We start from the raw sequence: 23,604 nt of genomic DNA, 5'->3' as shown, positions 1-23,604 counted from the left end.
ACACTACAGCGGAGTGTTGTCATACCATGATGGACAATTTACGCGCGGCGTCGAATCATGTCGTGCTCAAGATTATTCTGGGATTGATCATCCTGTCTTTCGTACTCACCGGGGTGGGCAACTACCTGATCGGTGGCGGCGGTGATTATGCTGCCAAAGTTAACGGCCACGAGATCAGCCGTGCAGAGCTGGAGCAGGGTTATAACAACGAGCGCAATCGTCAGCAGCAGATGCTGGGCGATCAGTTCTCGCAGTTAGCCAGCAACGAAGGCTACATGCAGCAGATGCGCCAGCAGGCGCTGTCGCAGTTGATCGATCAGGCGTTACTTGATCAGTACATCAAAGATCTGCACATCGGCATCAGCGATGATCAGGTGAAACAGGCGATCTTCAATCAGAAAGCTTTCCAGACCAACGGTAAATTCGACAACGCCAAATACAGCGGCCTGATCACCAGCATGGGCTTCACTGCCGATCAGTATGCCGAAGCGCTGCGCAAGCAGCTGGCGACGCAGCAGCTGATTAACGCAATTGCTAACACCGATTTCATGTTAAAAGGCGAAACCAGCAAACTGGTGGATCTGGTGTCTCAGCAGCGTGAAGTGCGTCAGGCGGTGATTGATGTCAACGCGCTGGCGGCTAAGCAGACGGTCAGCGACGACGAAGTCAGCCAATATTACCAGCAGCATCAGAATAGCTTCATGGCGCCTGAACAGTTCCGCGTGAGCTACATCAAAATGGATGCCGCTAGTATGCAGGAAACGGCCAGCGAAGCGGACATTCAGAGCTGGTACGATCAACATAAAGCGGATTATTCACAGCCACAGCGTAATCGCTACAGCGTGATCCAGACCAGGACGGAAGCTGACGCTAATGCCGTGGTTGACGCGCTGAAGAAAGGCGAAGATTTCGCTGCGCTGGCAAAAAGCAAATCCATCGACCCAATCTCAGCCCGCAAAGGCGGTGACATGGGTTGGCTTGAGCCGAGCACTACGCCAGACGAGCTGAAAAACGCCAATCTGACGCAGAAAGGTCAGCTTTCCGGCGCTATCAAATCGTCGGTTGGCTTCCTGGTCGTGCGTCTGGATGATATCCAGCCGGAGCAGGTTAAGCCGTTGGCCGATGTTCATGACATCGTTGCCGATAAAGTAAAACAAGAGAAAGCGGTTGATGCCTTCTACAAAATTCAGCAGAAAGTCAGCGAAGCAGCCAGCAACGACAACGAATCGTTGGCGGGCGCCGCGCAGGCTTCCGGCTTGAAAGTGGTAGAAACCAATTGGATCACCCGCGATAATCTGCCAGACGAGTTGAATTTCGATCAGGTTAAACAGGCGATCTTCAACGGTGGTCTGGTAGGCCAGAATGGTGCGCCGGGTAACAACTCCGACATCATCTCTGTGGATGGCGATCGTGCCTTTGTCCTGCGTATCAGCGAGCACAAACCGGAAGCGGTGAAGCCGCTGGATCAGGTAAAAGCACAGATCGTAGACTCGCTGAAGCATGATAAAGCGACGCAGCAGGCGAAAGCACAAGCAGATAAGCTGCTGGCCGATTTGAAAGCCGGTAAAGCGGATGCACTGAAGGCTGCAGGCCTGACGCTCAGCGCCAGCAAATCGTTCGATCGCAACGCGCAGGATCCTGTTGCTCAGTCGGCCTTCAATCTGCCACAACCTGCCGACAATAAACCGTCGTGGGGCGTGAGCGAAGATATGCAGGGCAATGTGGTGCTGATCGCGCTGGATAAAGTCAGCGCGGGCAACATGCCGCAGGCGCAGATCGATGAGATGGTAAAAGGCGTAACGCAGAATAACGCGCAAATCGCCTTTGAAGCGCTGCTGGAAAACCTGCGTAAAGAGGCGAAGATTAAGTACGGCGCCGCAGCACAAAACCAGTAAGCCTCACAAAAAAAGTTAAATCACTGCAATACCCGAAAGGCCGCTTATGCGGCCTTTTCCATTTCTGAAATTGCCCTTTTGAGCGTTGAATTGTGCTGTGACACCCTGCTGTTGCTGTCAAACACAAGGAGAAACACAGCATGGTTAAATCAACGTTTCAAGCCCTATGCATTACGCTGGCGCTGGGCGGCGCAGTTTATACCACCGGACTGGCGGCTGCCGAAAGTCCCAGTGAAACGCAGGCGACGCAAGTCTCCACGCCACAGGAAGGCCAGGTCAGCATCAATTCAGCCACCGCCGAACAACTGGCGGCTGGTATGAACGGTATCGGGCTGAAGAAGGCGCAGGCGATTGTCAGTTATCGCGAACAATACGGGCCCTTTACCGCCATTGAACAGCTCAAGGAGGTGCCGGGCATTGGTAGCGCCCTGATTGAGCGCAACAGCGCCCGGCTTAAACTGTGAAGCGTCTCGCGACTTTGAAGGATTGAAAAAGCCCGGATTCAGGCTGTGCTATGCTCAACAGGTCTTACCAGTTGTCATTCTCAGCCTGAACAAGGAGCAACAATGCAAACCACAATTAAAGTGCGCGGTTATCATCTGGATGTTTATCAGCACGTGAATAACGCGCGCTATCTGGAATTTCTGGAAGAGGCGCGCTGGCAGTGGCTTGAGGATGTCGATGCGTTTCATTGGCTGATGGAGCAGCAACTGGCGTTTGTGGTGGTGAATATCAACATCAACTATCGTCGTCCGGCGGTATTGGGCGACGTATTGAATATTGAAAGTGAAGTGTCACAGCTCAGCGGTAAAAGTGGCATCATTGCGCAGCGTGTCTTGCTGGCGAGTGATAATTCGGTTGTGGCCGATGCCGCGCTGACCTTTGTCTGTATCGATTTGCGTACGCAAAAAGCGGTGCCGATGGAAGGGGAGTTGCGCGAGCGTCTGGCGTCATTGATGGTCGAAAATGAATAACTGGCGCCGATGACGCCAGTTTACCCTGCGGCCTAAATCAGTTGAGGCCGCTTTTTTGTTTCATCGCTGCCATCACCGCCGGCGCGTTCGCCTGATAATCTGCCAGGCCACGGGCGCGTAAATGACAGGCCGCGCATTCGCCACAGCCATCACCTTTTACGCCGTTGTAGCAGGTAAGCGTTTCAGCGCGCACCAGCGGCAGTTGCTGCCAGTAATCGGCCAGCGCCCAGGTTTCCGCTTTATTTAGCCACATCAGCGGCGTCTCAAAGCGAATATTGCGCGCCATGCCGAGGCTGACGGCGTTATTCAGTGCTTTAACAAACTCATCACGGCAATCCGGGTAGCCGGAGAAATCGGTTTCGCACACGCCGGTGATCACCGCTTCGGCTTCGACCTGATAGGCATAAATCGATGCCAGCGTCAGGAACAGGATATTGCGGCCCGGTACAAAGGTACTCGGCAAACCGCTGGCATTGGGATCATAGGTCGGCACCGGAATGTTGTCGCGCGTCAGGCTGCTGACGGCTAACTCGTTGAGCAGCGTAACGTCCAGCACTTTGTGCGCGCGCGCGCCCAGCTTGTGCGACAGCTCAGCCGCAACCTCGATCTCTTCACGATGGCGTTGGCCGTAATCAAAAGTAACGCAATGCACTTCATCATAGTGTTGCAGCGCCTGAATTAAACAGGTGGTGGAGTCTTGTCCGCCACTGAATACCACAACGGCTCGTTTCATTTTTTCTTCCCCAAAAATCAGTGCGCTTATGGTACTGGCTCGGACGCAGGCTGAACAGCGCTAGCTGTGGTTGGCGGCGGAATCCAGGCGCGGGTGAAATCAAACCATCCCAAACTATTAAGCTGGATGCCCTCCACGCCGGGCGGCGCAAAAACCTGATAGCGATAGTTAAACAGCGGCAGTAAGTGGCCATCGCACATCAGCTGCTGAAACAGTTGCTGAGTCAATTCACTGCGCTGCAGTGCATCAGGTTGTTGGGCAATCGCGCTCAGTGGCGTTTGCAGAACCTGTTCGCGTAGCGGCTGCCAGACCGGATCGTTCTCCAGCCAGTTCACCAGCGTAAACAGTGGTGCATCGCCAATCAGTCGATCGCCCATCACCACATCGGCCTCACTGAGATCGCTATCGTCACGCCAGCTTTTTACGTCATGGAAGATGCAGGTGAGGGCGCAGCCGTGTTGCGCCAGCAGTGGAATTAACGCCTGTGCCATCACATGCAGTTCGACCGGCAAGTGGTAATGCAGCGTTAATGTGGGCGGCAGTGCAATCGTCTCTCTTTCGGCGCGCGGTACCGGCCAGCCAGGCAGCAGCTCATGGCTCGGTGTGATTAAACCCTCATCCAGCGGCAGTTGCTGAATCACACCGCTGCGCTGAATCAGGGCAATCAGCGATTGGGCCTGTTCGGCACTGAAGTTCGCCGAGATGCGTGGCGCCAGATAGCAAAATCCCAGGCTGATACTGCGATCAACCGGACGTAGCGAGCCGAGTTCGTCAGGATCGCCAATGGCGATTTGCACCGGATGGCTGCAGCTGGTGCCGAGATCACGATCAAACAGCTGTGGTGTGATCCAGTATTCCATCCGCTGGATCAGCGGGCGCTGCAAATGCCAGCGCGCATGGCTCTCCAGCCGCACCATCTCAGCGGTGAAATGCGTGAGTTTCCACGGCCCGCTACCGATATCGGTGAATTCAGGATGCGGTAACAGACAGAACTGATGCGCCAGCCGCTGCGGCAGCCAGTAATCGCTTTCACGCAGTTGAATATGTATCGCTAGCGGATGCGGCGCTTCAATCTGTTCAATCGCCGCCAGCAGCCGCGAACCGCGTGGCGAATGCCTGATCTGTTGCAGCTGCTCAACCAACTGTGCCGCCTGCACCGGTTCATCGTTGTGCCAGCTGAGCTGTGGGCGCAGCCAGAAATACCAGTCACGGCCGCTGGCATCATGCTGCCAATGGTGAGCGAGATCGCCTTCAACATCGTTATCGCGAAAGCGCGTTAACCCGGAGAAAACCTGGCGTGCCAGATGTTGCTCGGCGCGTCCGGTCAGCTGCAGCGGACGCAACGGCTCCATCGCGCGGTAGTAAGGAATGCGCAGCACCGGCGATTGCTTCTGCCACTGACCGCCCATCAGTGGTCGCAGCAATTTTACTAATCGCTCGGGATGCAGATCGAGCACCTGCAGCGCCTGTACCGCCTCGCCGGCGTCGAGTTGCTGCGTTAACAACTGCTGGCGCAGCTGTTCCGGCGACACCAGGAAAGTTAGCTCACCCTGTTTGCCACGCCCGGATTCACCGCGCCACTGCAGCCAGCCGGCATCCTGCCACTGACGCAGCAGCGTGCGCAGATGGCGCTCGCTGCAAAAGCAGTGTTGCGCCATCGCAGCGACGCTAAGGCGTTGCGTTTCGCCGTGGCTGAGTTGCCACAGGCGCTGAAATTGATTGACCCGATGAAGTTCACGCATAGCTAAACCCGGAACAGTTTTTAAAAAGTATTCACTATTAGTTCCGTAATTACCAGGCGATAGTAGCTGCCTCACACAGACAGGAGAATTCGCATGGCTCGCCTCGCGGCATTTGATATGGACGGCACGCTGTTGCTGCCTTCGCACCGGTTAGGTAATGAAACGCTGGCAAGCCTGCATGCGTTGCATCAACGCGGCGTCACGTTGGCGTTTGCCACCGGGCGCCATCTCATGGATATGCAGCGAGTACGCGAACAAATCACCTTGCCTGCGTGGCTGATTACCGGTAACGGCACGCGCATTCACGATCTTGAAGGCAACCAACTTTACGGCTGCGATTTATCGCCATCGGTGGCGGAAGAGGTGATTCATACGCATTGGCAAACGCCGGCCTCGATTCATGTTTTCAACGATGAGGGCTGGTTTACCGATAAGCCGCTGCTCGGCGCGCTGGAAGCGCATGCGATGAGTGGCTTCCATTATCAGCTGCGCGATTTGCGTCAGATGTCGGCGCATGAAGTCACGAAAATCTGTTTTATTGCGCCACATGAAATGTTGCAGGCGTTAAAAAGCGAATTGCAGGCCGCGTTGGGCGAGCGGGCCAACATTTGCTTCTCTGCGTGGGATTGTCTGGAGGTGTTGCCGGTCGATTGCCATAAAGGCGCGGCATTGGGACGTTTGTGCCAGCATCTTTCGCTGTCGCTGGCGGATTGTATGGCGTTTGGCGATGCCATGAACGATCGCGAAATGCTGGAACGTGTTGGCAGCGGTTTCATTATGGGCAACGCCATGCATCAACTGAAAGCGTCGTTGCCCCATTTACCGATTATCGGACATTGCGAGACACAGGCGGTATCTCACTACCTTAATCACTGGATGACCACACCACACCTCGATTATTCCCCCGAATGCTGAGGCTTGCAGTGAACCGGACAGGACGTCCGGTTTTTTATTGCAGCTCACGCACCCACGGCGCAATGTCGCCGATATTCTGCTCTACCCACTGCGCATTGTAATAGGTGTCGGGATAGCGCTCACCGCTGTCACACAGCAACGTCACTAAAGAACCCTGCTCGCCGTTTTCCCGCATGCGTTTTGCCACCTGCATCATGCCCCAGAAGTTGGTGCCGGTTGAAGCGCCAGGGCGACGTCCCAGCACCTTTTCCAGCTGCAGCATCGCAGCGATAGTCGCGCCATCCGGCACTTTCATCATCTCGTCAATCACGTCGGGTAAAAACGACGGTTCCACGCGCGGACGACCAATGCCTTCAATCAGGCTACCGCGTTCGCTGCGCAGCGTTTTGTCGCGGCTCTGCCAGTAATCAAAGAACACTGAATGCTGCGGATCGACCACCAGCAGGCGCGTGTCATGGCCCTGATAGCGGATATAGCGGCCCAGCGTTGCCGAGGTGCCGCCGGTACCGGCGCTCATGATCACCGTATGCGGCACCGGGAAGGGTTCGTGTGACATCTGGCGGAAAATGCTTTCGGCGATGTTGTTGTTGCCGCGCCAGTCAGTGGCACGTTCTGCGTAGGTGAACTGGTCCATAAAGTGGCCGTTGAGTTCACGTGCTAAACGCTCGGATTCGCTGTACAGCTGGCAGGGATCGGCGACGAAATGGCACTCGCCACCGTAAAAACCAATCATCTCGATTTTGCGTTTCGCGGTGCTGGCGGGCATCACAGCGATAAAGGGCAAACCGAGCAAACGCGCGAAGTAAGCTTCCGATACTGCAGTACTGCCGGATGAGGCTTCAATGATCGGCGTATTTTCGTGGATCCAGCCATTCGCCAGGCCATAGAGAAACAGGGAACGCGCCAAACGATGTTTTAAGCTGCCGCTGGGATGCGTGCTTTCATCCTTGAGATAGAAGTGAATGCCGGGATAATCATCCAGCTTAAAGCGGATCAGATGCGTATCCGCAGAGCGCTGAAAATCGGCGTTAATTTCATTGATGGCGTGGCGAACCCAGGGCGTTTGCATGTGGCATTTCCGTAATCATTATTGCGCACAGTGTAAGGCACTGGCAGGAAAAAGAGGTTGCTTTAATCACGGTATAATGGTGCGCTTAGAGAAAATTTTTCTCCGGGAGTGGCAAATGTTAGATAAAACTGACCGCGCTTTGCTGGCAATGCTGCAGCAGGATTGCACATTGTCGCTGCAGACGTTGGCCGATGCGGTGAACCTCACAACCACGCCGTGCTGGAAACGCCTGAAAAAACTGGAAGATGATGGCATTATTCGTGCGCGTGTGGCGCTGGTGGACGGCGAAAAAATCGGTCTGTCACTTACCGCTTTTATGTTTGTCAAAACTCAGCAGCACAGCAGCGAGTGGTTTAAGCAATTTGTCGCCGTGGTGCAGCAAATGCCGGAAGTGATGGCGTTTTACCGCATGGCGGGCGAGTACGATTATTTGCTGCGCATTCAGGTCGCGGACATGAAGAGTTACGACAGCTTTTATAAGCGCCTGGTGAACGGCGTACCGGGACTGATAGATGTGACCTCCAGTTTTGCCATGGAAGAGATTAAGTACACCACCGCCTTGCCGGTAGCGCCCTAACGGGCACAGAAAGAGACACGCTTGTGCAATTATTCAGCCAGTTAAGTTGGTATTTCCTGCGCGAGTGGCGGCGATATCTGGGCGCCGTCAGCTTGCTGATCGTTATTGCCTTACTGCAATTGCTGCCACCGCACGTGGTTGGAGTGATTGTCGACGGCGTCACCCAGCATAATTTAAGCGCCGGGCAGATCTTTATGTGGATCGGCGTGATGCTGGTGACGGCGGTGATCGTCTATCTGCTGCGCTACGTCTGGCGCGTGCTACTGTTTGGCGCATCCTATCAATTAGCCGTTGAGCTACGTGAAGATTTTTATCGCCAGCTCAGCCGCCAGCATCCGGCATTTTATCTGCGCCATCGCACTGGCGATCTGATCGCCCGCGCCACCAATGATGTGGATCGCGTGGTGTTTGCCGCCGGTGAAGGCGTGCTGACGCTGGTGGATTCGCTGGTGATGGGATTGGTGGTGCTGATTGTGATGAGTACCCAAATTAGCTGGCAACTGACGTTACTGGCGCTGATCCCGATGCCAATTATGGCTTTCGCCATCCAGAAAGACGGTGCCCGCTTGCATCAACGTTTCAAAGTGGCGCAGGCGGCGTTTTCAAGCCTGAACGATCAAACCCAGGAAAGCCTGACCAGCATTCGTATGATCAAAGCATTTGGCCTCGAAGATCATCAGTCGCAGCAGTTTGCCGGCATTGCTGCTGATACCGGCAAGAAAAACCTGCATGTGGCGCGCGTGGATGCGCGATTCGATCCGATCATTTATATCGCCGTCGGCTTCTCTAACCTGCTGGCAATTGCCGGTGGCGGCTGGATGGTGTGGAACGGCAGTTTGACGCTTGGACAGCTCACCAGCTTTGTGATGTACCTCGGCCTGATGATTTGGCCCATGCTGGCGCTGGCGTGGATGATCAACATCGTTGAGCGCGGCAGTGCGGCGTGGAGCCGTATCCGTTCATTGCTGGCGGAAGCGCCAGCGGTTGAAGATGGTCAGAAGGTGTTACCGCCTGAGCCTGGCATCCTGCAGGTTGCCATTCGTGAGTTCCGCTATCCGGCCAGCTCTGGCCCGGTGCTAAGCCATCTTAATTTCCAGTTAAAACCGGGCCAAATGCTGGGATTATGTGGGCCAACCGGCTGCGGCAAGAGCACGCTCCTAAGCTTGATTCAGCGCCACTTCGACATCGATCAAGGCGATATTCGCTACCATAATACGCCGCTGCCGCAGTTGCGGCTCGATAGCTGGCGCAGCCGGCTGGCGGTCGTCAGCCAGACGCCTTTCCTGTTCTCCGATACCATTGCCGCCAATCTGGCGCTGGGTCGCCCGAATGCGACGCAGCAAGAGCTGGAGCGTGTGGCAACCATGGCCTGCGTGCACGATGATATTCTGCGCCTGCCACAAGGTTATGAGACCGAAGTGGGCGAACGCGGCGTGATGTTATCGGGCGGACAGAAGCAGCGCATCGCGATTGCACGCGCGCTGCTGCTGAATGCCGAAATCCTGATTCTGGATGATGCGCTGTCGGCGGTTGATGGCCGCACTGAACATGACATCCTGCATAACCTGCGTCAGTGGGGCAAAGGGCGCACCTTGATTATCAGCGCGCATCGTCTGTCGGCGCTCACTGAAGCGAGTGAAATTCTGGTGCTGCAGCAGGGTGCCGTGGCGCAGCGTGGCGATCATGAAACTCTGGCGGGCAAAGAGGGGTGGTATCGCGATATGTACCGTTATCAGCAGCTGGAAGCCGCACTGGATGACGATGAAGTGGCAGAAGGAGCTAGCCGTGGCTAAATCACAACGTTTATGGCCGACGCTGAAACGACTGCTGGCGTATGGCAAACCGTGGCGTAAATCGCTGTGGCTGGCGGTCGGCATGCTGTGGATTGCGGCGGCAGCCGAAGTCACCGGACCGGTGCTGGTAAGCTACTTCATCGATAATCTGGTGGCGAAACATCAGATGCCGTGGGGCATCGTCGCGGGCCTGCTGGTTGGCTTTGTCCTGCTGCAATTGCTGGCCGCCGGTTTGCACTATTTTCAGGCGTTGCTGTTTAACCGCGCGGCGATTGGCGTGGTGCAGCAATTGCGCGTGGACGTGATGAACGCGGCGTTGCGCCAGCCGCTCAGCGCCTTCGATACGCAGCCGGTCGGCCAAATCATCTCGCGCGTCACCAACGACACCGAAGTGATCAAAGATCTCTACGTTACCGTGGTGGCCACAGTGTTGCGCGCCGCCGCGTTGATTGGCGCGATGCTGGTGGCGATGTTCTCCCTCGACTGGCGCATGGCGTTGGTAGCGATCGTGATTTTCCCGCTGGTGCTGGCGGTGATGATGATTTATCAGCGCTTTAGCACGCCGATTGCGCGTCGCGTGCGCAGCTATCTGGCGGACATCAACAACGGCTTCAATGAAGTGATCAACGGCATGAGCGTGATCCAGCAGTTCCGCCAGCAGGCGCGCTTTGGTGAACGCATGGGCGAAGCCAGCCGTTCACACTATCTGGCACGTATGGAAACGCTGCGGCTGGATGGCTTTTTGTTGCGCCCGTTGTTGAGTCTGTTTTCGGCCATGATTCTGTGCGGTTTGCTGATGCTGTTCAGCTTCGCCACGCCGGGCGTGTTTGAAGTCGGTGTGCTGTATGCCTTTATTACCTATCTTGGCCGCCTCAATGAACCGCTGATTGAACTCACCACGCAGCAGTCGATGCTGCAACAGGCGGTGGTGTCCGGCGAGCGTATCTTTGAACTGATGGATGCGGAACAGCAAGGTTACGGCAGCGATATTCAGCCGCTGGCCTCCGGCAGCATCTCGCTGCGGGATGTGAGCTTTGCCTATCGCGATAATCGCGATGTGCTCAGCAACATCAATCTCGAAGTGCCGGCGCGTCATTTTGTTGCGTTGGTGGGGCACACCGGCAGCGGGAAAAGCACGCTGGCGAATCTGCTGATGGGCTATTACCCGGTGACACGCGGCAGTATCGAACTGGATGGCCGCCCGCTGCCGCAGCTGTCGCACGCCGCTTTACGTCAAAGCGTTGCGATGGTGCAACAGGATCCGGTAGTGCTGGCGGATTCGCTGCTGGCCAACGTGCGTTTGGGGCGCGATATCCCGGAAGATCAGGTGTGGCAGGCGCTGGAGACAGTGCAGCTGGCACCGCTGGCGCGCAGCATGGCGGACGGCATCCACACGCGTTTAGGCGAGCAGGGCAATAATCTGTCGGTTGGGCAGAAACAGCTGCTGGCGCTGGCGCGCGTGCTGGTGTCATTGCCGCAAATCCTGATCCTCGACGAAGCCACGGCCAATATCGATTCCGGCACGGAACAGGCGATTCAGCAGGCGTTACGTGCACTACGCCAGCACAGCACGCTGGTGGTGATTGCGCATCGCCTTTCCACCATTACCGAAGCCGATCAGATTTTAGTGCTGCATCGCGGTCAGGTGGTTGAACGCGGTACGCATGCTGAGCTGCTGGCCGAGCAGGGCCGTTACTGGCAGATGTATCAGCTGCAGCAGGCCGGCGATGAACTCGCGGCGGGCATCCCCGTACAAGCCGAAGGGTGAATTGCACCTTTTTTGCACAGTTTTATCGGAATATTCTGTATTGATGCACTTCTTTGAGGCTTGAAGCACCAAAGAAGTGCAATATTGCAACACCTTTCCTCTTCTTACCCCGCAATTTGCGCTGTGCTTCACATAACGAAGCGTGATGCAGCGCGCCTATGCTACTGACATTCCCCTTTTTTTATTTATGGCACAGCCTTTGCTTGTATCCCTACGTGTCCGCAAAGACTCACTCAATTTCTTATCCGGAGGGGAACGTATGAAGCTGGTTACCGTGGTAATCAAACCATTTAAGCTGGAGGACGTGCGTGAAGCCTTATCCTCTATTGGCATTCAGGGACTGACAGTTACCGAGGTTAAAGGTTTCGGTCGCCAGAAAGGTCACGCAGAGCTTTATCGCGGTGCCGAGTACAGCGTTAACTTCCTGCCAAAAGTAAAAATTGATATCGCTATTGCGGACGACCAGCTTGATGAAGTGGTCGATGTCATCAGCAAAGCCGCGTATACCGGCAAAATTGGCGACGGCAAGATTTTCGTCGCAGAACTGCAGCGCGTCATTCGTATTCGTACCGGCGAGACCGACGAAGCAGCACTGTAACTGGGGCTCTGAATTGTGATGGGATGGAAAGAAATGAATAAACTGATAACGAAGTTGGGCCTCACCAGCCTTGCGCTGTTACCTTCTCTGGCGATGGCGGCCGCCCCTGCAGTAGCGGATAAAGCCGATAACGCCTTTATGATGATCTGTACCGCCTTGGTACTGTTTATGTCGATTCCCGGCATTGCGCTGTTCTACGGCGGTTTGATTCGCGGCAAGAACGTGCTGTCGATGCTGACGCAGGTTGCGGTGACCTTCTCACTGGTTTGCGTGCTGTGGGTGATTTACGGCTACTCACTGGCGTTCAGTGAAGGCAACGCCTTCTTCGGTAGCTTCCAGTGGGCGATGCTGAAAAATATTGAGCTGAAAGCGCTGATGGGCAGCTTCTATCAGTACATTCACATCGCGTTCCAGGCTTCCTTCGCCTGTATCACCGTCGGCCTGATCGTTGGTGCGCTGGCTGAACGTATTCGCTTCTCTGCGGTATTGATCTTCGTGGTGGTATGGCTGACGCTGGCTTATCTGCCAATCGCACACATGGTATGGGCTGGTGGCTTGCTGGCGCAAGACGGCGCGCTCGACTTCGCGGGCGGTACCGTGGTTCACATCAACGCAGCGGTTGCTGGCCTGGTGGGGGCTTACCTGGTGGGCAAACGTGCTGGTTTCGGCAAAGAAGCCTTCAAACCACACAACCTGCCGATGGTATTCCTCGGTACCGCGATTCTGTATGTGGGCTGGTTCGGTTTCAACGCTGGTTCTGCTTCCTCAGCTAACGAAATCGCTGCGCTGGCGTTCCTGAATACCGTGGTGGCTACAGCGGGTGCGGTGCTGTCGTGGGTGTTTGGCGAGTGGGCGGTACGCGGTAAACCTTCTCTGCTTGGCGCCTGCTCGGGCTTCATCGCCGGTCTGGTGGCGATTACCCCTGCTTGTGGTTATGTGGGTGTCGGCGGCGCGCTGATTATCGGTCTGGCGGGTGGTTTAGCCGGTCTGTGGGGCGTAACAACCCTGAAGAAATGGCTGCGCGTTGATGACCCATGTGATGTGTTCGGTGTGCACGGCGTGTGTGGCATCCTCGGTTGTATCCTGACCGGCGTGTTCGCATCCTCTTCACTGGGCGGCGTAGGCTACGCAGAAGGCGTGACCATGGGCCATCAGGTTTGGATTCAGCTGTTCAGCGTAGGTGTGACCATCGTCTGGACTGCGGTGGTGGCCTTCATCGGCTTCAAACTGGCGGATATGATTGTTGGCCTGCGTGTTCCGGAAGATCAGGAACGTGAAGGTCTGGATGTAAACAGCCACGGCGAGAACGCTTACAACCAGTAACCGCCGGCGGGCTAAAGAAGAGCAGTGCGCTAAAATTATAAAAAAACAGAGGGGCGATTTTATCGCCCCTTTTTTTATGCGTCGCGTTGGCGCATCACGCCTTCCTGCACCGTGGTCGCCACCAGTCGGCCATCCTGGGTATAAAACTCACCCCGCACAAAACCGCGCGCGCCCGAGGCGGAAGTGCTCACCACGCTGTACAGCAGCCATTCAGACAAGTCGAACGGACGATGGAACCACATTGAGTGATCGATGGTTGCAACCTGCATATCGGCTTCGAGGAAGCCTTTACCGTGCGGCTGCAGCGCCACCGGCAGGAAGTTGAGATCCGAGGCATAGCCCAGCAGGTATTGATGGATACGACGATCGGCCGGTAACTCGCCGTTGGCACGAATCCACACCTGACGCAGCGGCTCATCGACGTGGCCTTTCAGCGGGTTATGAATTTGCACCGGACGAATATCCAGCGGACGCTCGGCGAGGAATTTTTCTTTCAGCTTGAGTGGCAGATGCGCGGCCAGCTTCTTCGCCAAATCCTGTTCCGATGGTAGATTATCCGGGCCCGGCACCTGCGGCATTTCATTCTGATGCTCGAAGCCGCTTTCAGGTGCCTGGAACGAAGCCGTCATGTAGAAGATCGGCTGACCATTCTGTACCGCGCTAACGCGGCGTGCGCTGAAGCTTTTGCCGTCACGCAGCGTTTCGACATCATAAATGATGGCTTTTTGGCTATCGCCCGGACGTAGAAAGTAGCTGTGGAAGGAGTGAATGATGCGCTCTTCCGGCACCGTTTGTTTCGCGGCATACAGCGCCTGGCCGACTACCTGGCCACCAAACACCTGGCGCAAGCCCAGATCTTCGCTCTGACCACGAAACAGGCCTTCTTCCAGTTTTTCCAGATTTAATAAATTAAGCAGGTTGTGCAGTGCCTGGCTCATAGCGGATTCCTCAGCGTGACTTATCGCGTCAGTGTGAAAGATCCGACCAGTTTCCGTCAATGATTTTGCCGCGATTTCAGCGGGCTGGCGGAGGGTTTAGGCGCAATGCCGATATTTGTGCCAGAATTAAGGTCATTCGGCGGCTGAAAAGCTAAGCAATAAATTTACCGCCGACAATCATAGTGTTCATAAGGAGACGACATCGATGAAACTCTGGCAAGTTATTAGCGGTATGACCCTGGCTGCGGCGATTACCGGTTGTGCGGACCACAGCAAGCCGGTAGCCACACCCACACTCGGCTCAGCGGTAGCGGGGCAGCAGGCCGCGATTGCGCAGCCTAATGTCAGTGGTTCGGTGTATATCCGCCAGCGCATTGCGCTGCCGCCGGATTCTGTGCTGACCGTTACGCTATCAGATGCATCGCTGGCCGACGCGCCTTCAAAAGTGCTGTCGCAGCGCGTGGTGCGTACTGAAGGGAAACAGTCGCCGTTCCAGTTTGTCTTGCCGTTTAACCCGGCTGACATCCAGCCGAACGCGCGCATTCTGTTGAGTGCGGCGATTTCGATTGATGGCAAGCTGGCGTTTATCACCGATACGGTGAAACCGGTGATTAATCAGGGCGGCACAAAAGCCGAACTGCTGTTGGTGCCAGTGACCAACGTCGCGATGCAAACCCAGCCGGGAGCAGCAACAACAGTGCCTTCGACTTCACCTACGCAGGTGACGCCATCTGCTTCGGTGCCGGCACCGACAAGTCTGTAATTTCGATTGATGGGACGGGAGAGCGCCGGAAAGCATCGTTGTTCCGTAAAGTCGCTGTCTCGTCCCTGAACGCTCGTCACACGCCATCCATGGTGTGTGACGCTTTACTCCACAACGATGCCTTCCAGCGTACGACGGATTGGCTTCGGGCTTGTGCGCGACATAACGCACCGCTAAATTTCCCACCGATATTTCTCTAACTCGATCTCCCCAGCGTCGCTAACTTCAATCCCTTCCGCTTCCAGCGCATCGCGCTGACGAAACAAGTCGTCACCCTGCAGTGAAATGCGGCCATGACGATTGATAACGCGAAACCAGGGTAATTTACTGCCTTCCGGCAAACGGCGTAATACGCCACCCACCTGGCGTGCCGCGCGCGGCGAACCCGCTAATTGCGCAACATCCCCGTAAGTAGTGACCTTTCCTGGCGGAATGGCCGCGATGATCTGCCAGACGCGCTCAGAAAAATTGTTTTGGTCGCTCATATGCGCACCTATTTTTATCTGGAAAGGGCAAACTTTAGCATGCAGAAGGGTAGACATCAGCGCATTGATGTGTGCTTGTGCAAGAAACCAACGGTTGTCGGGCCTGCGCTTGCAATTGCCGGGGGCATACTTGATAATGCCTGCGCTCTCGAAATGAGGGCTTGTCAATGGGGGCCCTGTTGGTTCTCCCGCAATGCTAACTTGTGAACTCGGTCAGATCCGGAAGGAAGCAGCCGCAGCAGGCGACGCGTGTGCCGGGATGTAGCTGGCAGGGCCCCCACCAATTTGTACCCGCCTCATACTCCACAGAATTTTACGCACAGAGAAATCTGGCAATCCTTTGCCGGTGATTCAATCCTTGATCAAAACGATGATGGTGCAGATCGGCTGTTAGGGGAAAAACTTAGCGGACGAACTTCCAGACAGAAACCGGTACTTTATCGTAAAGCTTATTCATTGTCAGTTCAGCCAGACGATGATCGGCTGCCGAATAGAATACCGCGAGTTCATTATCAGGTAATTCATACTTGTTTTTTTCGATAACCCGTTCAAGGGTATCGATTGAGCGACAGCGGCGCAGTCGCATCAAATAATCTGTTTTAGTTAAGGCTTGGTTGCTCATAAATAAACCGGTCTCAGTCTGGTGCTAAAAGGAATGGCTAGGTTGTTGGAGATAAGCGCACTCTTCGGCAAACAGATTAAATAAGCGTTTTGCTGAACGCTGCCACCGTTGTAGATCCTGAGTATTGATTCCATAGCTGCTGAACAGCATAAAGGTATCGTCAAGATATTCATCGATTTGCGTAATCAGGGCTTCATCTTCAACGTGCTTAATTTTGTAATTCATCGTGAAAGAAGCGATATGCTCAATCAAATCGTTGAGCTGTAAATTGCTTTCCGAAGTAGGATCATTAACCCAACCATGATGGCTGTCAGTCAATGTCGCCATACTTTCGTCGAACAGGTTCTCACACAGGTATTTAAGCTGGGCAATATCATGCCGTTTCGGTGAGTATTCGTCCATCTTTTTCCCCTCCATAGCTAGCACAGTTACCGCAGCGCGGCGAGATTAAGAAAAGCTACCAGGAAGTGATATCGAATAAAATTGAATTCAGCGACTCCTTAAATGTAATCCACAATCATTAGCTTTGCTCACCTCAATTACCAAATATTACAATTCATCGGCGGGAGAGGGGCGCTCATTGTCAATCACGTCAAACACCAGCGCGCCGGGCTTTACCTGAAACAACACTTCTTCACGACGCGTAAACGTTTCATTTAAATCCAGGCAAGGATTAAATAAATTCCAGCTGAAATCGTAAAGCATTTTAAATCGATTATTGTCGGTTGGTTGAATAGAAATAATCTGGAAGCTATCGGGAACTAATTGCGCGTTTTGAGAATACCACTGTAAATCACCGGCTAATGCCTCGGCTATTTTGAGAATATTCCCCTGGATAATTCTGACCAACTTTTCGCAATCGTCCTCATCCACAGCAATATCACAATGAATAATAGACGGCATTTTGTATCCAGTAAAAGAATGATGTTTCTATCATTGTGCTTATTGAGTGACATTGCAAGTCGCTAATAAACAGAAAGAGTAATCGTTGTGATGGGTTTCATAACACATTCATGGCGAAACGGCGAATTAACGCGGCTATCTTCATAATCGATCAACTTTTGAAACACTTTTGCTTAGGCGCAATTGAGGATGAGTCGGGTATGATAATTGTTATGTTATAACATTGTTGGTTGTTGAGTATGAATCACAGCGGTTTACTTCTTTCCCTTGGCGGCCGTTTGCTGGTTGCGCTGATGCTGATTGCCTTGCTAGCGCTGGCCTTATATTGGGGCATGCAGAAATGATGCATTTCAACCGCTTACAAGCCGGTTATCAAGGCCGTGCGGTGACGCCGGTCGTTAACGGTGAGCTGGCAACAGGCAGCATGACGGCGCTGATTGGCGCTAACGGCACCGGCAAATCGACATTATTAAAAACCATTGCCGGCTTACTACCGCCAATTTCCGGCAACTGCGAATTGCACATCCCACGCAAAGCGCTGGGCTGGTTACCGCAACGCAGTGAACTTGAAACCCGCTTTCCTCTTACTGCCTATGAACTGGTGGCGATGGGCTGCTGGCCACGCTGCGGCTGGTTTGGTGGTATCAATCGCGCCTTGCGCCTGGAAATCGATGCCGCGCTGGATGCGGTACAAATGCGTGAGTTCGCCGATGCGCAGCCATCGACGTTATCTGGCGGGCAACTGCAGCGCGTGCTGTTCGCGCGCTTAATGCTGCAGCGCAGCCAGCTGTGGCTGCTGGATGAACCCTTCAACGGCATTGATAGCCAAACCGTCACCTTGCTGATGTCGATCCTCGAACAGCAGCAGCAGGCGGGCACCACGTTATTAGTCGTGCTACACGATCGTCCGCTGGTGGCGCGCTATTTTCAGGATGTGCTATCGCTCGATGACGCTGATGCCGCACAAACTCCAACGTTGCATAGGGTGGCGTCGTGACATTACTCCAACCCTTTATCGAATTTGGTTTTATGCGCCGTGCGCTGGTGGCCTGCGTTGCATTAGCGATCAGCGCCACGCCGCTGGGCGTTTTCCTTTCCCTGCGCCGCATGAGTCTGGTCGGCGATGCGTTATCGCATGCTGTGTTACCCGGCGCGGCGATTGGTTATCTGGTGTCGGGATTATCGCTGGTGGCGATGGGTATCGGCGGCCTAATTGCCGGATTGGCGGTGGCGTTGCTCTCGGGAGCGGTCAGCCGTTATACGCATCTCAAAGAGGATGCCAGTTTTTCCGGCTTTTACCTCGGCTCTCTCGCACTCGGCGTCACACTGGTGTCGCTGCGCGGCTCCAGCGTCGATCTGCTGCACGTGTTATTTGGATCGCTGCTGGCGGTGGATAACGCGGCGATTCTGCTGGTTGGCGGCATTGCGGCTACGACCTTGCTGCTGCTGGCGGTGATCTTCCGTCCGCTGGTGATCGATGCCTTCGATCCCGATTTCCTGCGCGCTCAGGGCAAATGGAGCGCACCGCTGGTGCACGGTCTGTTTCTGATGCTGGTGGTGCTCAATCTGGTGGCAGGCTTTCAGGTGCTGGGCACGCTGATGTCGGTGGGATTGATGATGCTGCCGGCCACCAGCGCACGCTTCTGGAGCCGCCATCTGGCTTACATGCTCGGCATCGCCATGCTGCTGGCGATCGTCTCAGCATTTATCGGCCTGATTCTTTCGTGGCATTTCTCGCTGCCGGCTGGACCGGCGGTGGTGCTCAGTGCTGCGGTGCTGTTTCTGCTTTCTGTTTTGACAGGACCATGTGGCGGCCTGTTGCGCCGTCGATAACCAAACCAATAAGGGGATAGAAATGAAAAAGTTACCGCTGAGTCTGGCGATTGGCGCCATGCTGGCAAGCCCGCTGTCGCTGGCGAAAAGCGTTGATGTTGTGGCGAGCTTTACCGTGCTGGCGGATATCGTTAAACAGGTTGGTGGCGATCACGTTAACGTGAAATCGCTGGTCGGGCCGAATGGCGATCCGCACACCTTCGAACCGACGCCGCAGGATAGCCAGGCGCTGTCGAAGGCGGATGTGGTATTCGTGAGCGGTTTGGGCATGGAAGGCTGGATGGATCGCCTGATCAGCGCGTCAGGCTATAAAGGCACCATCGTAGTGGCATCGAACGGTGTCAACACGCGCAAGATGGAAGAGGACGGCAAAAGCGTCACCGATCCGCACGCGTGGAACAGCATGCAAAACGGTGTGATCTACGCCACTAATGTGATGAATGCGCTGATCAAAGCCGATCCAGAAGATGCGGCGGATATTCGTAAAAGCGGTGAAAGTTACATTCAGCAGCTGCAGAAGCTGGATAGCTGGGCGAAAAATGCCTTTGCCGAAGTGCCGAAGAGCAAGCGTAAAGTGCTGACCAGCCATGATGCCTTTGGCTACTTTGGCCAACGCTATGGCGTCAGTTTCCTGGCGCCGGTGGGTTTCTCTACCGAAGCGGAAGCCAGCGCCAGCGACGTGGCCTCGATCATCCAACAACTGAAGGCCGAGCACATCAAAACCTACTTCATGGAGAATCAAACCGATCCGCGACTGGTAAAACAGATTGCCAGCGAAACCGGCGCGCAGCCGGGCGGGGAACTTTATCCTGAGGCGCTGTCGGAAGCGAATGGCCCAGCAGCGACCTATGTCGCCGCGTTCAAACACAATGTTGACGCCATTTTGCATAGCATGAAGTAAAAAAAAGGCCGGGGAGCATCCCGGCCAACTATCACGACACTTTCCTACCTTTTTTTCTTTCTTCCCTGAACCGCCTTAAAGCGCGGGTTAGTTTTGCAAATCACATAGATGCGACCATTACGACGCACGACTTTGCAATCCTTATGGCGCGTCTTTGCAGAGCGCAATGAACTCAATACCTGCATCTGTTCTCTCCAGCGTTACTTGTTGCGCGACAGGAAGCTGCCGAAACGCTGGTTGAAGCGCGCGGTGCTGCCTTCTTTAGCAAAGTCTTTCTGCTTGCCGGTGTAGAACACGTGGGATTTTGACGAGACATCCAGCGTGACATATGGCAGCACTTCACCTTCATACTCAATGGTGCGCTCGGTTTTGATGGTGGAGCCGACTTTAAAGTATTCGTTGGCCGAGGTGTCGTGGAACACCACTGGGCGATAAAGAGGATGGATATTCGGTTTCATAGTAACCTCGCTATGTAATGTTATACTATAACAATAGTATGAGCCCGAACATGGCTGATTGCAACCGTGAAAAACGCAGGGATTTTGGTGGGGCAGGGGAACAGCAATAAAAAAGGCCGCATCAGCGGCCTTTTAGGGAAGAGTAAAACTTAGTGTTTGTGCTCAACCGGATGACCGTGTTCCAGGTCACCTTTGTTCTTACTGAAGCGGCGACGTACCACCACGAAGAACACCGGAACGAAGAAGATAGCCAGCGCGGTCGCTGTTACCATCCCGCCCATTACGCCGGTACCTACCGCATTTTGTGCGCCAGAACCCGCACCGGTGCTGATCGCCAGCGGCATTACGCCGAGGATAAAGGCGAGTGAGGTCATCAGAATCGGACGCAGACGCATACGGGATGCTTCCAGCGTGGATTCCACCAACCCTTTACCTTCCTTCTCCATCAAATCCTTGGCGAATTCGACAATCAGGATGGCGTTCTTCGCCGACAATCCTATGGTAGTCAACAAGCCCACCACAAAGTAGACGTCGTTACTTAAGCCGCGCAGCGTGGTGAAGATCAGTGCGCCGACAACACCCAGCGGTACCACCAACATGACCGAGAACGGAATCGACCAGCTCTCATACAGCGCGGCCAGACACAGGAACACCACAATCAGTGAGATAGCATACAGCGCCGGAGCCTGGTTACCTGACAAGCGTTCCTGATAGGACATGCCGGTCCAGTCGTAACCAATACCCGCCGGCAGTTTTCCTGCCAACTCTTCCATCAGGTTCATGGCATCACCGGAGCTCTTGCCTGGCGCAGCCTGGCCCAGAATCTCCATCGATGGCAAGCCGTTGTAACGTTCCAGACGCGGTGAACCGTACTGCCACTTCGCCGAAGAGAAGGCGGAGAACGGTACCATGGTGCCGCCGCTGTTGCGCACGTACCATTTACTGATATCGTCCGGCAACATACGTGAATCGGCCTTGCCCATAACGTACACCTTCTTCACGCGACCGCGGTCGATGAAGTCGTTGACGTAAGAACCGCCCCATGCTGAAGCCAGCGTGGTATTGATGTCGGACAGCGACACACCCAGCGCCTGCGCTTTCTCCTGATCGATGATCAGTTTGTACTGCGGCGTATCTTCCATGCCGTTTGGACGCACACCCACCAGCGTATCCGAATGCTGGGCGATCATGCCAAACAGCTGGTTACGCGCGGCGGTCAGCTTCTCGTGACCCAGGTTGCCCTGATCGGTCAGCATGAAGTCGAAGCCGGTGGCGTTACCCAGTTCGATAATCGCTGGCAGGTTGAACGGGAACACCATCGCATCTTTGATTTGACCGAGCGCCTGCATGGCACGACCGGCAATCGCAGGCACTTTCAGGTTGGCATCGCCACGCTCATCCCACGGCTTAAGGCTGACGAACGCAATACCGGTGTTCTGTCCACGACCGGCGAAGCCGAAGCCGTTAACGGTAAACACGGAGTTAACGCTGTCTTTCTCTTTGGTCAGGAAGTAATCCGTCACCTGATCCAATACTTTCTGGGTACGTTCCTGGGTAGCACCGGCTGGCAATTGCGCCTGCGCCAGTAACAAACCCTGATCCTCTTCCGGCAGGAATGAGGTAGGCAGTTTCAGGAACAGGTACGCCATGCCGACCACGATCACCAGATAAATCAGCAGGTAACGGCCGGTGCTGCGAATGATATGACCAACACTGTCAACGTAGTGGTTGGTGCTCTTATCAAACAGGCGGTTAAACCAGCCGAAGAAACCGGTGGTTTTGCCGTGAGCGCCTTTCTCCACCGGCTTCAGCATGGTGGCACAAAGCGCAGGCGTCAGGATCAACGCCACCAGCACCGACAGCGCCATTGCCGAAACGATGGTGATGGAGAACTGGCGATAAATGACGCCGGTTGAACCACCGAAGAACGCCATTGGAATAAATACCGCTGACAGCACCAAGGCAATACCGACCAATGCGCCCTGAATCTGCTCCATCGAACGTTTGGTCGCTTCTTTCGGCGGTAAGCCTTCTTCCGCCATTACACGTTCGACGTTCTCTACCACCACGATGGCGTCATCCACCAGCAGGCCGATGGCGAGCACCATCCCGAACATCGTCAGGGTGTTTATCGAGTAGCCAAAGGCACTGATGATCGCAAAGGTTCCGAGCAACACAACAGGAACGGCGATGGTTGGAATCAGCGTCGCACGGAAGTTTTGCAGGAACAGATACATCACCAGGAACACCAGCACGATTGCTTCGAACAGCGTTTTCACCACTTCGAAAATCGAAATTTTCACGAACGGTGTGGTGTCGTACGGATAAACCGTTTTCATGCCTGCCGGGAAGAACGGCTCCAGTTTCGCCAGTTCAGCTTTCACCGCATCGGCGGTGTCCAGTGCATTAGCGCCGGTGGCCAGTTTGATACCGATACCGGAAGCCGGTTTGCCGTTATAACGCGCGATGATCTCGTAGTTTTCACCACCGAGTTCAATCTTCGCCACGTCACGCAGACGTACCTGCGAACCATCCTGATTCACCTTCAGCAGAATATTGCCGAACTCATCTGTCGATGTCAGACGGGTTTGCGCAATGATCGAGGCATTCAGCTGTTGGCCCGGTACAGGTGGCGTACCGCCCAACTGACCCGCGGCGATCTGGGTGTTCTGGACTTTCAGCGCGTTGATCACATCCACTGGTGTCAGTGAATAGTTGTTCAGCTTGTGTGGGTCCAGCCAGATGCGCATCGCATACTGCGCACCAAACACTTGGGTATCACCGACACCCGGCATACGGCTGACCGGATCTTTGATGTTTGAAGCAACATAGTCAGAAATATCATTCTGCGTCATGGTGCCGTCATCACTGACAAAACCCGCCACCATCAGGAAGCTGCTAGAGGATTTCTTAACCTGAATACCCTGTTGCTGTACTTCCTGTGGCAGTAACGGCGTGGCCAGCTGCAGTTTGTTCTGCACCTGAACCTGCGCGATATCGGCATCAGTACCGGATTGGAAGGTCAGCGTCAGCGTCAATGTACCCGACGAGTCACTGCTCGAGGACATATACATCAGTCCATCGATACCGTTCATGTTTTGCTCGATGACCTGCGTCACCGAATCTTGCAGCGTTTTCGCATCAGCACCCGGATAGGTGGCCTGGATTTCAACCGCCGGCGGTGCAACATTGGGATATTGCTCAATCGGCAGGCTGATAATCGATAGCACACCGGCCAACATGATGATGATGGCGAGCACCCACGCAAAAATGGGGCGATCAATAAAGAACTTAGCCATGTATCAGTGGCTCCT

At 54.7% G+C, this 23,604-nt stretch carries 24 protein-coding genes and 1 other RNA gene; 14 read left to right on the top strand and 11 right to left on the bottom strand.

All coding sequences use genetic code 11. The features are described from left to right. Nucleotides 1-26 precede the first annotated feature (26 nt). The 3 genes from ppiD to KVT28_RS07100 all read left to right on the top strand — a co-directional run bounded on the left by ppiD (nt 27) and on the right by KVT28_RS07100 (nt 2,869). A complete protein-coding gene (ppiD, locus tag KVT28_RS07110; RefSeq protein ID WP_110867834.1) occupies nt 27-1,895 on the top strand; it encodes a peptidylprolyl isomerase in 1,869 nt (622 codons plus the stop codon). Nucleotides 1,896-2,035: 140 nt separating this feature from the next. Next, nucleotides 2,036-2,359, top strand: a complete 324-nt coding sequence (locus tag KVT28_RS07105; RefSeq protein ID WP_101762421.1) for a ComEA family DNA-binding protein — start codon at nt 2,036-2,038, stop codon at nt 2,357-2,359. A 102-nt stretch (nt 2,360-2,461) separates the two neighbouring features. After that, nucleotides 2,462-2,869, top strand: coding sequence for a thioesterase family protein (locus KVT28_RS07100; RefSeq protein WP_137385275.1), 408 nt, complete (start codon nt 2,462-2,464; stop codon nt 2,867-2,869). 37 nt (nt 2,870-2,906) lie between these two features. Here KVT28_RS07100 and queC read toward each other — a convergent pair whose 3' ends face one another. Together queC and KVT28_RS07090 are read right to left on the bottom strand one after the other, a co-directional pair. Continuing rightward, complete coding sequence (gene queC, locus KVT28_RS07095) at nt 2,907-3,602, bottom strand: 7-cyano-7-deazaguanine synthase QueC (RefSeq protein ID WP_101762419.1); 696 nt, start codon at nt 3,600-3,602, stop codon at nt 2,907-2,909. Nucleotides 3,603-3,628: 26 nt separating this feature from the next. Then, on the bottom strand, nt 3,629-5,344 hold the full coding sequence (locus KVT28_RS07090; RefSeq protein WP_217547379.1) for an SgrR family transcriptional regulator: 1,716 nt from the start codon (nt 5,342-5,344) through the stop codon (nt 3,629-3,631). A gap of 93 nt (nt 5,345-5,437) precedes the next feature. On the opposite strand from KVT28_RS07090, the gene cof reads away from it, so the two are divergent. Continuing rightward, nucleotides 5,438-6,259 carry an HMP-PP phosphatase gene (cof, locus tag KVT28_RS07085; protein ID WP_110867739.1) on the top strand — a complete coding sequence of 274 codons (822 nt, stop codon included), beginning with the start codon at nt 5,438-5,440 and terminating at the stop codon, nt 6,257-6,259. 34 nt (nt 6,260-6,293) lie between these two features. Here cof and KVT28_RS07080 read toward each other — a convergent pair whose 3' ends face one another. Continuing rightward, on the bottom strand, nt 6,294-7,328 hold the full coding sequence (locus KVT28_RS07080; RefSeq protein WP_217547376.1) for a PLP-dependent cysteine synthase family protein: 1,035 nt from the start codon (nt 7,326-7,328) through the stop codon (nt 6,294-6,296). A gap of 115 nt (nt 7,329-7,443) precedes the next feature. Here KVT28_RS07080 and KVT28_RS07075 point away from each other — a divergent pair, with 115 nt between their 5' ends. The 5 genes from KVT28_RS07075 to amtB all read left to right on the top strand — a co-directional run bounded on the left by KVT28_RS07075 (nt 7,444) and on the right by amtB (nt 13,387). Further along, entirely contained in the window at nt 7,444-7,905 is a 462-nt protein-coding gene (locus KVT28_RS07075) for an Lrp/AsnC family transcriptional regulator (protein WP_137385279.1), read from the top strand. Between the two features lie 23 nt (nt 7,906-7,928). Then, nucleotides 7,929-9,698 (top strand): SmdA family multidrug ABC transporter permease/ATP-binding protein, encoded by a 1,770-nt coding sequence (locus KVT28_RS07070; protein ID WP_137385280.1) that lies wholly within the window; start codon nt 7,929-7,931, stop codon nt 9,696-9,698. Next, a complete protein-coding gene (locus KVT28_RS07065) occupies nt 9,691-11,466 on the top strand; it encodes a SmdB family multidrug efflux ABC transporter permease/ATP-binding protein (RefSeq protein ID WP_217547374.1) in 1,776 nt (591 codons plus the stop codon). Before KVT28_RS07070 ends, KVT28_RS07065 begins: the two co-directional genes overlap by 8 nt. A gap of 259 nt (nt 11,467-11,725) precedes the next feature. Further along, on the top strand, nt 11,726-12,064 hold the full coding sequence (glnK, locus tag KVT28_RS07060) for a P-II family nitrogen regulator (protein ID WP_007886947.1): 339 nt from the start codon (nt 11,726-11,728) through the stop codon (nt 12,062-12,064). Nucleotides 12,065-12,097: 33 nt separating this feature from the next. After that, the gene (gene amtB, locus KVT28_RS07055; RefSeq protein WP_101762414.1) at nt 12,098-13,387 is read left to right on the top strand and encodes an ammonium transporter AmtB; all 1,290 of its coding nucleotides are present in this window, start codon (nt 12,098-12,100) and stop codon (nt 13,385-13,387) included. A 74-nt stretch (nt 13,388-13,461) separates the two neighbouring features. On the opposite strand, the gene tesB is transcribed toward amtB, so the two are convergent. Continuing rightward, a complete protein-coding gene (tesB, locus tag KVT28_RS07050) occupies nt 13,462-14,325 on the bottom strand; it encodes an acyl-CoA thioesterase II (protein WP_101762413.1) in 864 nt (287 codons plus the stop codon). A 205-nt stretch (nt 14,326-14,530) separates the two neighbouring features. Between tesB and KVT28_RS07045 the strand changes: the two genes are divergently transcribed. After that, nucleotides 14,531-15,088, top strand: a complete 558-nt coding sequence (locus KVT28_RS07045; RefSeq protein ID WP_110867736.1) for a YbaY family lipoprotein — start codon at nt 14,531-14,533, stop codon at nt 15,086-15,088. Between the two features lie 173 nt (nt 15,089-15,261). On the opposite strand, the gene KVT28_RS07040 is transcribed toward KVT28_RS07045, so the two are convergent. Then, nucleotides 15,262-15,573, bottom strand: coding sequence for an MGMT family protein (locus KVT28_RS07040; RefSeq protein ID WP_008103902.1), 312 nt, complete (start codon nt 15,571-15,573; stop codon nt 15,262-15,264). Nucleotides 15,574-15,750: 177 nt separating this feature from the next. Here KVT28_RS07040 and ffs point away from each other — a divergent pair. Then, nucleotides 15,751-15,847, top strand: an RNA gene (gene ffs, locus KVT28_RS07035) — signal recognition particle sRNA small type. 129 nt (nt 15,848-15,976) lie between these two features. Here ffs and KVT28_RS07030 read toward each other — a convergent pair. The 3 genes from KVT28_RS07030 to KVT28_RS07020 all read right to left on the bottom strand — a co-directional run bounded on the left by KVT28_RS07030 (nt 15,977) and on the right by KVT28_RS07020 (nt 17,098). Then, nucleotides 15,977-16,195, bottom strand: coding sequence for an HHA domain-containing protein (locus tag KVT28_RS07030; protein ID WP_007886938.1), 219 nt, complete (start codon nt 16,193-16,195; stop codon nt 15,977-15,979). A gap of 24 nt (nt 16,196-16,219) precedes the next feature. Next, nucleotides 16,220-16,597, bottom strand: a complete 378-nt coding sequence (gene tomB / locus KVT28_RS07025; RefSeq protein ID WP_007886936.1) for an Hha toxicity modulator TomB — start codon at nt 16,595-16,597, stop codon at nt 16,220-16,222. Between the two features lie 147 nt (nt 16,598-16,744). Continuing rightward, nucleotides 16,745-17,098: a hypothetical protein gene (locus KVT28_RS07020; protein ID WP_101762410.1), complete on the bottom strand. Its 354-nt coding sequence runs from the start codon at nt 17,096-17,098 to the stop codon at nt 16,745-16,747. A gap of 340 nt (nt 17,099-17,438) precedes the next feature. Between KVT28_RS07020 and KVT28_RS07015 the strand changes: the two genes are divergently transcribed. The 3 genes from KVT28_RS07015 to KVT28_RS07005 are packed head-to-tail and all read left to right on the top strand — an operon-like array spanning nt 17,439 to nt 19,832. After that, a complete protein-coding gene (locus KVT28_RS07015) occupies nt 17,439-18,095 on the top strand; it encodes a metal ABC transporter ATP-binding protein (protein ID WP_101762409.1) in 657 nt (218 codons plus the stop codon). Beyond that, nucleotides 18,092-18,931, top strand: a complete 840-nt coding sequence (locus KVT28_RS07010) for a metal ABC transporter permease (protein ID WP_101762408.1) — start codon at nt 18,092-18,094, stop codon at nt 18,929-18,931. Before KVT28_RS07015 ends, KVT28_RS07010 begins: the two co-directional genes overlap by 4 nt. A 22-nt stretch (nt 18,932-18,953) precedes the next feature. Further along, nucleotides 18,954-19,832, top strand: a complete 879-nt coding sequence (locus tag KVT28_RS07005; protein ID WP_110867733.1) for a metal ABC transporter substrate-binding protein — start codon at nt 18,954-18,956, stop codon at nt 19,830-19,832. A gap of 44 nt (nt 19,833-19,876) precedes the next feature. Here the strand turns inward: KVT28_RS07005 and ykgO are convergent, their stop codons facing one another. The 3 genes from ykgO to KVT28_RS06990 form a co-directional block, all read right to left on the bottom strand. Beyond that, nucleotides 19,877-20,017, bottom strand: coding sequence for a type B 50S ribosomal protein L36 (gene ykgO / locus KVT28_RS07000; protein ID WP_137385285.1), 141 nt, complete (start codon nt 20,015-20,017; stop codon nt 19,877-19,879). A 15-nt stretch (nt 20,018-20,032) separates the two neighbouring features. Further along, a complete protein-coding gene (locus KVT28_RS06995) occupies nt 20,033-20,290 on the bottom strand; it encodes a type B 50S ribosomal protein L31 (protein ID WP_101762406.1) in 258 nt (85 codons plus the stop codon). A 149-nt stretch (nt 20,291-20,439) separates the two neighbouring features. Then, nucleotides 20,440-23,589 carry a multidrug efflux RND transporter permease subunit AcrB gene (locus KVT28_RS06990; protein ID WP_101762405.1) on the bottom strand — a complete coding sequence of 1,050 codons (3,150 nt, stop codon included), beginning with the start codon at nt 23,587-23,589 and terminating at the stop codon, nt 20,440-20,442. Nucleotides 23,590-23,604: the final 15 nt, after the last annotated feature.

Origin of the sequence: Pantoea sp. GbtcB22 (assembly GCF_019091025.1) — a bacterium.
Classification (GTDB): Bacteria; Pseudomonadota; Gammaproteobacteria; order Enterobacterales; family Enterobacteriaceae; genus Pantoea; species Pantoea leporis.
Note: the sequence above shows the minus strand (reverse complement) of the source record. Positions and strands in the feature narration are given on the sequence as shown.